General features: G+C 44.5%; 7 protein-coding genes and 1 pseudogene. All 8 read left to right on the plus strand.

The window, feature by feature from the left end; genetic code table 11:
• Window positions 1-251: pseudogene (locus Q0338_RS05405) on the plus strand (ornithine carbamoyltransferase); the annotation flags it as partial.
• A 13-nt stretch (window positions 252-264) separates the two neighbouring features.
• Window positions 265-756 (plus strand): DUF2603 domain-containing protein, encoded by a 492-nt coding sequence (locus Q0338_RS05410; RefSeq protein ID WP_004318434.1) that lies wholly within the window; start codon window positions 265-267, stop codon window positions 754-756.
• Window positions 753-2114 (plus strand): oxygen-independent coproporphyrinogen III oxidase, encoded by a 1362-nt coding sequence (gene hemN / locus Q0338_RS05415; RefSeq protein WP_298085869.1) that lies wholly within the window; start codon window positions 753-755, stop codon window positions 2112-2114. Before Q0338_RS05410 ends, hemN begins: the two co-directional genes overlap by 4 nt.
• Before the next feature lie 9 nt (window positions 2115-2123).
• Window positions 2124-3377 carry a (Fe-S)-binding protein gene (locus tag Q0338_RS05420; RefSeq protein ID WP_298085870.1) on the plus strand — a complete coding sequence of 418 codons (1254 nt, stop codon included), beginning with the start codon at window positions 2124-2126 and terminating at the stop codon, window positions 3375-3377.
• Between the two features lie 84 nt (window positions 3378-3461).
• Window positions 3462-5204 carry a TolC family protein gene (locus Q0338_RS05425; RefSeq protein ID WP_298085871.1) on the plus strand — a complete coding sequence of 581 codons (1743 nt, stop codon included), beginning with the start codon at window positions 3462-3464 and terminating at the stop codon, window positions 5202-5204.
• Between the two features lie 27 nt (window positions 5205-5231).
• Complete coding sequence (locus Q0338_RS05430) at window positions 5232-5897, plus strand: transglutaminase-like cysteine peptidase (protein WP_004322117.1); 666 nt, start codon at window positions 5232-5234, stop codon at window positions 5895-5897.
• On the plus strand, window positions 5898-7829 hold the full coding sequence (locus Q0338_RS05435) for a LapD/MoxY N-terminal periplasmic domain-containing protein (protein ID WP_298085872.1): 1932 nt from the start codon (window positions 5898-5900) through the stop codon (window positions 7827-7829).
• A gap of 3 nt (window positions 7830-7832) precedes the next feature.
• Window positions 7833-8584, plus strand: a 752-nt coding sequence (locus Q0338_RS05440) for an ABC transporter transmembrane domain-containing protein (RefSeq protein WP_366119691.1), incomplete at its 3' end; no start/stop codon positions are given.

Raw genomic sequence — 8584 nt, forward strand, 5'->3', positions numbered from 1 at the left:
TCTCGATGGGACAAGAGGCGGAAAAAGAAAAGCGCATAAAAGACTTTGCCGGATTTTGCGTGGATGAAAATTTGATGAAATTAGCCGCGCCCGGCGCGATATTTTTGCACTGCTTGCCGGCCTACCGCGGATACGAGGTGAGCGAGGCGGTGTTTGAGGCGCATGCGGATGAGATTTTTGCCGAGGCGGAAAATCGCTTGCACGCGCAAAAAGGCGTGATGGTTTGGCTAGATAGGCAGCGAAACGGGTAAGTTAAGGAAGTAAATGAAAGAAAAAAATCTACAAAAAACATACGAAAAAATCGACGAAATTTCGGGCGAGCTCGGGATAAAAGAGGGCGAAAAAACGATATTTGAGATCGTTCCGACGAGCGATCCTAATCAAATGAGCCTTAGCCTAAAAAGCGGCTCGTGGGACGGGGTGGAGCCTTGGTTTGGCATTGACGAAAATCAAAATTTACACACGATGGTTTCGTTAAAATCGCTCTCGCAGCTCATCGAAGCCTACCGCAACGTCCAAAAGGAAAATTTCGAGCTAAGGCTTGAAAAGACGATCTGGCAAAACGTGCCGATAGATTTCGCCGACGTTTGGGTCGTGGCGATGGACGAGATACGTAAGATCGCCGCAAAAAATAAAAATAAAAAAAGTATCGACGTAAATTTGGAAAAACTGGTAAAGGGTATCAAAAAGCAGTATCCAAATTTGTTCGTCGATATGCAGAATTTAATGAAAAACGCAAGGAATAAAACGCTATGATAGATTTTGACGCTTACGTGAAGTATTCGCGCCCGGGACCGCGCTACACGAGCTATCCGACCGCGCCCGAGTTTAGCGATAAATTTGGCTACGAGGACTACCTGCGGGAGCTAAAAAACCGCGACGCCTCGCGCCCGCTTTCGCTTTATTTGCACCTGCCGTTTTGCCGCAGCGCCTGTTATTTTTGCGGTTGCAACGTGATCTATACGAGCAAAGAGGACCGCAAAACGCGCTATATGCAGTATCTGCAAAAAGAGCTCGATCTGCTGGCGGCAAATCTCGACACGAGCGCGCCCGTGCTGCAAATGCACTTTGGCGGCGGCACTCCGACCTTTTACGGCGCGGATCAGCTTGATGAAATCATCAAAATGATAAAGGCTAAATTTAAAAATTTCTCGCCCGAGGCTGAAATCAGCTGCGAAATCGACCCGAGATTTTTAACCCGCGAGCAGCTTGACGTGCTCGTCTCTCACGGCTTTAACCGTATCAGCTACGGCGTGCAGGACTTTGACGAGCGCGTGCAAAAAGAGATCCACCGCATCCAGCCCTACGAAATCACCAAAAACGCCGTGGATATGGCGCGCGCTAAGGGCATAAACTCGATAAATATGGACCTGATCTACGGCCTGCCGTATCAGACGCTAGAGAGCTTTAAAGCGACTCTTGATAAGGCTCTGACGCTATCTCCCGACCGCTTGGCGGTGTTTAACTACGCGCACGTGCCGTGGATAAAAAAATCTATGCGTAAATTTGACGAAGCGACGCTACCTAGCCCTAAAACCAAGCTTGAAATTTTAAAATACACGGCCGAGTTTTTTATCAAAAACGGCTATAAAATGATCGGCATGGATCACTTTGCAAAGCCCGGCGACGAGCTTTTTGCCGCGCTTGCTAACGGCACGCTACATAGAAACTTCCAAGGCTACACGACCAAGGGCGGAGCCGATCTCATCGGTATCGGACTAACTAGTATCGGCGAAGGGAAAAGATACTACGCGCAAAATTTCAAAGACATGGACGAATACGAAAAAGCCCTAGATAGCGGCGTTTTGCCGTATTGCAAGGGTATTTATCTAAACGATGATGATCTAATCAGAAAAGCCGTGATAATGAGCCTGATGAGCAACTTTGCGCTTGATATCAAGGCGGTCGAGGATAAATTTGGCATCAAATTTTTCGAGTATTTTAAAGATGATTTGGTTGAGCTTGAAAATTTGAGCGAATTTGTAACCGTAACGCCAGAAAAAATCAGCGTAAACGAGACGGGCACGCTGATCATACGAAATATCGCGATGTGTTTTGACGCGTATTTGAAAAAAATACCGGAAAATTTACGCCGATTTTCAAAAACGGTTTGATGGATGGATATGTTTAAATTTAGCGAAATTTCAGATAAATGCGTAAAATGCGGCAAATGTATCCAAGTCTGCACGATCCACAAGATAAACTCCGACGAAACGACCTCTCCGCGCGGTTTTTTGGATCTCGTGGGGGCCTATGAGCGCGGCGAGCTAAAGCTCGATAAAAGCGCGAAAAATATCTTTGAGAGCTGTTTTTTATGCACGAGCTGCGTCGAGGTATGTCCAAACTCCTTGCGCGTGGATATGGCGATAGAAAACGTCCGTCGCGACATCGCCGATAAATTTGGTATCGCGTGGTACAAAAAAGCGTTTTTTTGGCTACTGCGTCACCGAGCGGTTATGGATGTTTGCGCGAGACTGGGATATGTGTTTCAAAGCTGCGCGTTTAAGATCCGCGAAGGCGCGATGAGTCCGAGGTTTAGCCTGCCGATGGTGAAAAAAGAGCGGCTTTTGCCCACTGCTAGCAAAAAGAGCTTTTTAAACTCGCACGCCGAGTTTATCGATAACGGCGGCGATAAAACCATCGGCGTTTTTATCGGCTGTATGGGAAACTACGCGTATACGGGCATCGGCGAGGCTTTGGTTAAGATAGCGAGCGAGCTGGGATTAAATTTAAATTTGATGAAAAAACAGGCCTGTTGCGGCGCGCCGGCGTATTTTACGGGTGATTTTGCGACGGTTGATGTTTTGGCAAAGCGAAATATCGAGTATTTTGAAAAAATGCTGGGCGAGCTAGACGCCATCATCGTGCCGGAGGCGACCTGTTCGGCGATGATAAAGATGGACTATGAGCACTTTTTTCATGACGACGAGCAGTGGCGAGAGCGCGCGAAAGCGGTGAGCAAGAAGATATTTTTAGCGACGGAGTATTTTGAAAAATTTACGAATTTGGCTGAAATTTTGGCTAAAAAAGGCAAAAATTTGACCTCCGTGACCTATCACGACCCTTGTCACGCTAGAAAAATGCAAGGCGTATTTAAAGAGCCTCGCAAGCTGCTCGCTCAAAACTATGAAATGACCGAAATGGAAGATCCGAACGAGTGCTGCGGTTTTGGCGGCGTGACGATGCAGTCTGAAAAATATCACTTAAGCCGCGCGGCCGGACAAAGAAAATCAGAGATGATAAAAAACTCTGGCGCAAAGATCGTAAGCGCGGAGTGTAGCGCCTGTAAAATGCAAATTTCAAATGCGCTACATATCGGCGGGTCAGACGTGAAATGTGAGAACCCGATAGAGTTAATCGCAAGAGCGCTTTTGTAAATTTATAACTTTTTTATTTTTTATAATATATAATCGCGGGTTAATGTATCAGCGTTAATTTAAAATAAATTACAAAGGATTTCTATGAGAAAAGCAGCAGCGATTAGCTTTTTAGTTTGCGGTTTGTTGTTCGCAAATGACGAATATAACGTATTTGTGAGCAGCTTCGGCGACGACGTAAAAGAAGAAGCGATAGAGAGCGCCAGAGCTAGTGTAGAGCGCAAGGTCGGCGACTTTGACGGAGTGGAAAAAGTAGTAAGCGGGACTTTCGGTAAATACCGCGCCATAGCCGTTAGAACCAAGTCTTTGGATAAAGACAGCATTAAAAATTTAACGGCTCAAATCAAGGCGGCAGGATACGTAGACGCTTATAGTGCAGTCGCTAAAGATTCTATTTCTTCAGGTGATGAAACGCAAAATTTAAGCGAAAGCAAAGATGCCGCTAAAGCTCCAAAGCCGGGTCTAAGAAAAAAACAAGATTTGACGTTTAAGGAAGCGCCGGAGCCGATGGGAGCTGCCTATCTTGAAAACGGCGCGCAAGAGAGCGGTCAAGTGAGCCTAAATGCAGCGGTTAAAAATTTGCTTCTTGAAAACCCGGGCCTAAAAGAGACCGAATATGCCTATATGCAAGTGGGAAAAGACCTAAATATCGCCAATAACGCCTACTATCCGACGTTTGATATCGGCGGAACTTACGGCTACAGAAAAGAAAAAATAGATAACGGCATAACCGTACAAAAAGGTAGCGGCAAAAGACTTACAGCAAACGCGACGCTAACGGAAAATTTATACAACGGCGGAGCCGATAAAAACAGAATGATCTCTCAAAGCCATAGGATGGATGCGGCCGCTTACAGCGTAGCGCAAAAAGCCGACAGACTTACGCTTGAGTTTGCAAACGCGTATATCACCGTGCTTCAAACTAAAGAGTTGCTTGAAATCGCGCAATCAAACGTAAAAACTCACGAGGAAATTTATTCGCAAATCAAAGATAGAACAAGCTCGGGCTTTGCTAGAGGCTCGGAGGAGAGACAGGCTGGCTCTCGCCTCACGCTAGCTCAGGCAAATTTGATCTCTCGCGAAAACAACTACAACGACGCTCTAAGCACCTTTGAGAAACTTTACGGCAAAGGCATTGCGGCGGAAAATTTGGTCGCTCCAAGCTTTGAGTTACCACTACCGGGAAGCGAGAGTGCGGTATACAACATCGCTATGAAATGCAACCCAAGCGTGCTTTTGCAAGATGCGAACATAAAAATGAATCAATCCGTCGTTAATGAAAAAAATGCAGCTTTTAGACCGAAGGTGGATCTCGAAGCCAGCGCAAATCACGAGAGAAACGATGTATTTTACGACGATTATAAAGATACCTCTTACGACGTTTTGCTAAGATTAAAATATAATCTTTACAACAAAAACTCAGACAAGCTAGAGAAAGAAAAAGCCGTCCTAGCAGTTACCGAGTCGTCTCACGGGCTTGAGAGAGTAAAAAGAGAGCTTTCAGAGAGTCTTAAATTTTCATGGCAGACTTACGTGCTAAATCAAAAAAGACTCGAGTACCTAAACGAGCACGTTAAATACGCAAAAGAGACGCTTGATGCGTATAGAGACGAGTTTAGGATCGGTAGACGCGATCTTATAAATTTGCTTGACGCCGAGAGCGAATACAACAACGCTCTAGTCGAGATCGTAAATACTCAAAAAGAGCTTTTATACGCTAAATTTAGGCTTCTTGATAATATGGGTATGATTACCGATAGCTTCGAGCCTGGATTTGCTAAAAAATATATCCAAGGCGCGTGCTCGATAGCCGAGGATCTAAGATAATCTTAGACTAAAATTTAGATAAATTTTATGAAATTTGGCATAAGCGCGGGCAAATACAGGAGGGCGTTTTTAGCGAGCGCCCTTTTTGTGTTCGCGATTTTTGCGGGAGGCGAGTTTATAAAAGCCTCCACCTACGACAAGATCGCTAAAGTTTACGGCCAAAACGCCAAAAAAAGAGTGGTTGCCTTAAACGAGCTCATGGTGAGTTTAAAGGACGCCACAGAGCAAGAAAAGCTCGTAAAAGTAAATGATTTTTTTAACCGCTTACAGTGGAAAGACGACAGGGAAGTTTGGGGACAAAAAGACTACTGGGCTACGAGAATGGAGTTTTTGGGCAAGGGCGCCGGGGATTGCGAGGATTTCGTTACGGCGAAGTACTTCACCCTAAAGCAGCTCGGCGTTTCCACGCAAAAGCTTTATTTCACTTACGTAAAGGCGCTTGATTACAACCAAGCGCATATGGTTTTATCTTATTATGACAGCCCAAAGTCCATACCGCTAGTTTTAGACAATATCAACCCAAACATCAAAATAGCTACGCAAAGAAAAGACTTAGCGCCCGTTTATAGTTTTAACGGCGATTCGCTATTTTTATCAAAACAAGAAGGCTTGGGGCAGGCCATCCCCGGCGGAAACAAAAAACAAAATCCAAAATGGCTAAATTTAGTCGATAGAATGAAAGAGGACGGATAGATGACGCTTTTAAAACAAATAATGCTGGCGATAATTTCCTTTATGTTGGTTATTTTCGTAGCCGTCGGGATTTTAAATTTTACGACGACGAACGACTATATCTCTGCTCAGCTAGGCACTAACGCCAAGCACACGGCAAATTCGCTAGGTCTTGCCATAGCGTCGGTAGCAAATCCAAACGATTTATCCGGCATTGAGACGATGATAAATTCGGTATTTGACAGCGGATACTACTCGATGATAAAGCTAGCCGGAGTAGACGGCGAGACGCTGATAGAAAACTCGCAGCCTCTAGTGGTAAACAGCGTTCCAGAGTGGTTCGTAAAAAACGTAAAACTAGAAGCTCCGGTGGCGCAAAGCGAGATAATGCTCGGTTGGAGTAAATTCGGCACTATTTACGTGCAAAGCAACACCGGTATCGCTTATTACGAGCTTTACAACATAGTTAAAAAAGTGTTTTTCGTACTTTTCGTGATGTCGCTATCAGCTCTGCTTATTAGCTATTTTGGCGTAAAGATAATTTTTATCCCGCTCAAAAAGGTTCAAAAGCAAGCCGAGGCCATACTGCAAAACAGTTTTATCTTGCAAGAAAAAATTCCTTTTACGCTAGATATTAGGCAGGTCGTCCTTGCGATGAACGTGATGATAACGCGCGTTAAGGACGTATTTGAGCAAAGCGCTAAGACGCTAAGCAAATACGAAGAGCTGCTTTATAAAGACGAAGAAACCGTACTTTTCAACAGAAGATATTTGCAAAATAACTTTAAAGATTATATCTCGAGCGAAGAGTATTCAAGCGGTGCCGCATCGATGATAACTTGCAAAGATTTGCGAGATCTAAAACAAGAGATCGGCTTTAACGCGCAGCAAAAGCTTATAAAAACCATCGCGTCGGTAATATCCCAAAACGCCATAGGTATGCTGCGAGCCAGGCTAAACGACGATGATTTTATGATCGTAGCCGCAAATTTAACGACGCAAAACGTCAAAGCCATAACCGATAAAATTTTACTAACGATACAAGAAGAATTTATCAAATTTAACGTAGATATGGACAAGCATCCGGTCTTTGCCGCGATCGTGCCTTACGGACCGAAAACTCCGCTAAAAGACGTGCTCATAACAGCCGATATCACGCTAGCAAGAGCTAAAGAGGGCTCAAATTTCTCCTCCCTGATCTACAAGAGCGACAAAGAGATCATGCTAGGAAAAGAGGAGTACAAAGAGCTCATCGAAACCTCTCTTAAAAACGGTATGTTTAAATTTGCCGGACAAAAAGTGGCGTCAAATTTTGCCGAAATAGCGCACTGCGAGCTGTTTATCAGACTCGTCGACGGCGAGGGTAGATGGCAGACGGCGAGCTACTTTATGCCGATGGTAAACGAGCTAAAGATGGCGGTGGATATCGACCTTTACGTTTTAAACAAATTTGCTGATATGTTAAGAGACGGCAAGCTTAAAAATATGCAATACGCGCTAAATTTGGGCAAGGATATCTTAAACTCTACTCAGCACTTTACTGAGCTTGAAAATGCGCTTAAGAAGATAAGACGATACGCGCCCGCTAAAATTTTTATCGAGATCCCAAACAAAGACGACATCGATGTGGCGGTTCTTGACGGACTTCACCAGAGATTGCGCGCGCTCGGTTTTGGCTTTGGACTAGATCACTTCGGATTTGACGCAAAAAGTATCGAGAGGCTCAATGCCGTTAGCCCTGATTACGTCAAAATTCCAGTGGCAAATTTGATAGACTTTTTAGGCGAGAGAACGTCCGAGCAAAGAAGCTCGTTTGAAGCGATGATGAGAAGTAAGGGCGTAAAAATCATAGCTATGGGCGTAGAAAACGAAGAGCAAGAAAAGAGACTGCATACCCTAGAAATCGACTATTTGCAGGGGATTTTCATATCTCAAATAGAAAATATCGGATAAAAAATGCAAGAAAAGAAAAACGACGAACTGCTTGATTGTTTGGTGATATTTACCAAGCTGCACAACAACCCATACACTGCCGATGCGCTGGTGGCAGGGCTACCGACGAACGAAAACGAAGATATCGAGCTTTTTTCGCTTAACGGCTCGAAATCGCTTTTTACTAGAGCGGCGGCTAGAGCGGGGTTTGTTTCAAGTTTGGTAAATAAACGTATTGAGGACATCTCGCCTTTGGTGCTGCCTTGCATCCTGCTTTTGCGCGGCAAAAAGGCTTGTATATTGGAGAGTTTCGAGGGCAAAACGCACGCAAAAATCATAACTCCCGATATGCCAAACGGCTCAAATTTGATAGAGATCGAAAAGCTAAAAGAGGAGTATCTGGGCTATAGCTATCTGCTAAAGCGCGAGTTTATCCCCGAGGATAATAAGCCAAATTTGATAGATACCAAAACTAGCCACTGGTTTTGGGGTACGCTAAAGCGCTCGAGGAAAATTTACATCGACGTTATCGTGGCCAGTATAGTGATAAATTTATTCGTTTTAGCCAGCCCGCTTTTTACGATGAACGTTTATGACCGAGTCGTGCCAAATAACGCCGTAGAGACGCTTTGGGTACTAGCTCTTGGCGTGGGTGTGGTTTATCTTATCGATCTGTTTTTAAAATTTATACGCACATATTTTCTCGACGTTGCGGGCAAGAAAAGCGACATTATTATGAGCTCGTTGCTTTTTGAGCGAGTGATGGATATAAAGCT

The organism is uncultured Campylobacter sp. (assembly GCF_938018145.1).
Taxonomy (GTDB): Bacteria; Campylobacterota; Campylobacteria; order Campylobacterales; family Campylobacteraceae; genus Campylobacter_A.

Coding starts and splice junctions, on each gene's coding strand:
- Q0338_RS05410 (WP_004318434.1), top strand. CDS start 265: ATGAAAGAAAAAAATCTACAAAAAACATACGAAAAAATCGACGAAATT.
- hemN (WP_298085869.1), top strand. CDS start 753: ATGATAGATTTTGACGCTTACGTGAAGTATTCGCGCCCGGGACCGCGC.
- Q0338_RS05420 (WP_298085870.1), top strand. CDS start 2,124: ATGTTTAAATTTAGCGAAATTTCAGATAAATGCGTAAAATGCGGCAAA.
- Q0338_RS05425 (WP_298085871.1), top strand. CDS start 3,462: ATGAGAAAAGCAGCAGCGATTAGCTTTTTAGTTTGCGGTTTGTTGTTC.
- Q0338_RS05430 (WP_004322117.1), top strand. CDS start 5,232: ATGAAATTTGGCATAAGCGCGGGCAAATACAGGAGGGCGTTTTTAGCG.
- Q0338_RS05435 (WP_298085872.1), top strand. CDS start 5,898: ATGACGCTTTTAAAACAAATAATGCTGGCGATAATTTCCTTTATGTTG.